General features: G+C 38.7%; 2 protein-coding genes. Both read right to left on the reverse strand.

Going from position 1 to position 1,251, the window contains the following annotated elements:
- Positions 1-78: 78 nt before the first annotated feature.
- Positions 79-510 carry a hypothetical protein gene (locus LD39_RS09160; protein ID WP_035545460.1) on the reverse strand — a complete coding sequence of 144 codons (432 nt, stop codon included), beginning with the start codon at positions 508-510 and terminating at the stop codon, positions 79-81.
- Between the two features lie 293 nt (positions 511-803).
- The gene (locus LD39_RS23895) at positions 804-938 is read right to left on the reverse strand and encodes a hypothetical protein (protein ID WP_369793228.1); all 135 of its coding nucleotides are present in this window, start codon (positions 936-938) and stop codon (positions 804-806) included.
- Positions 939-1,251 lie beyond the last annotated feature (313 nt).

Consider the following 1,251-nt stretch of genomic DNA (forward strand, 5'->3'; position numbering starts at 1 on the left):
AAAGAAAAAGAAGAACAGAATGTATAAATTAAAAGGGTGGACCCTAATTGGTCCACCCTTTTTGATGCAAATGCAAAGTTAGATCAAGTTATAAATCGGAGCGAAGAACAGAGCAAAAGCGATGGAAACAACACTGACGATGATCGCCATGTTTCCAAGCGTATCAGCCCCTCGTCGCTTACCGATAATACCTAGGATGATCCCTGCTGCGCCTAAAATAATTGGCGCAAAGAAGAAGGATAGTATAGCTGCGGTTAAACCTAACCAGCCCATACCTACCTTAACATCATCATCCATCGTCGTTTCTTGCTCTTGTGATTTAATCGGCTCGTGGACAGGAGCTACAGCAGCTTCCTGAGCAAATTCTTCCTCATAACTTTCCCCATAAACTGGTTGACTCGGTCCTCGACCATGATCATCAACCTCTTCTGCAACTTGCTCTATTTCATCTCCATGCTCTGGTGCCTTTTCTGTTTCCTGATTCTCAACAGGATTCTTCGGATCATACATAAGAATACCCTCACTTTCTGTTTGGAGAATCATAATTAGTATGTAACAGCCTCATTCTTTTTAATAAGGGATTTGTTGGCATTTTATGAAAGGAATAAAGAGGCTTCCCATAGAATGGAAAGCCTCTTTTGTTATATTTTCAATTTGCTACCGCCACACCTGTATGCTTTTCTGCTTTGTTCTGTATTTCTTCTGCATACCAGCTTTTGGCATGGCGATGTTTTTTCATGTATTGTTCAAGACCACTCATTCCTCTATGATAAGCGGTTAAAGCTTCATCCCAATTCCCGTACTCATGATGAAGAAAATCTAATATAAACTACAGATAATTGCATGGAATAATATGGATCAAATAATAATTCATCTTCGTACGGTAATCCAGCCATTTCTGCTATCCATGGAGCAGTATTTTTCATGAACTGAGCCATCCCATAAGCAAGTCCATACTCCGTTTCAGGACCAACTAATTCAGGGGGTTGAAAGTGCCTCCTGTTTCCACTTTTAATAATTCATAAACAAGATAAGCATTGATATCATAACGTTTCGACTCTCGAACAAGATAGAGCGCCCAATCCTTTTTGAATTTTCCCTCACTTTCTGAAAAAATTTTTCTCGCTTCTTTCTCTATTTTTGGCCAAGTGTAAAAGCCATTTTTTTCATTTTCTGAAGGCTATTCCTTTAATTAATCATTTTGAGATTGAAGCTTTAGCTTTTCAGTCCTGAGCTTTTCATTTTTATTTT

The sequence above is a fragment of the Halobacillus sp. BBL2006 genome, from assembly GCF_000786645.1.
Taxonomy (GTDB): domain Bacteria; phylum Bacillota; class Bacilli; order Bacillales; family Halobacillaceae; genus Halobacillus.

Bases quoted from the DNA above. Each gene is read 5' to 3' on its own strand.
- LD39_RS09160 (WP_035545460.1), bottom strand. From the start codon at position 510: ATGTATGATCCGAAGAATCCTGTTGAGAATCAGGAAACAGAAAAGGCA.
- LD39_RS23895 (WP_369793228.1), bottom strand. From the start codon at position 938: ATGGCTCAGTTCATGAAAAATACTGCTCCATGGATAGCAGAAATGGCT.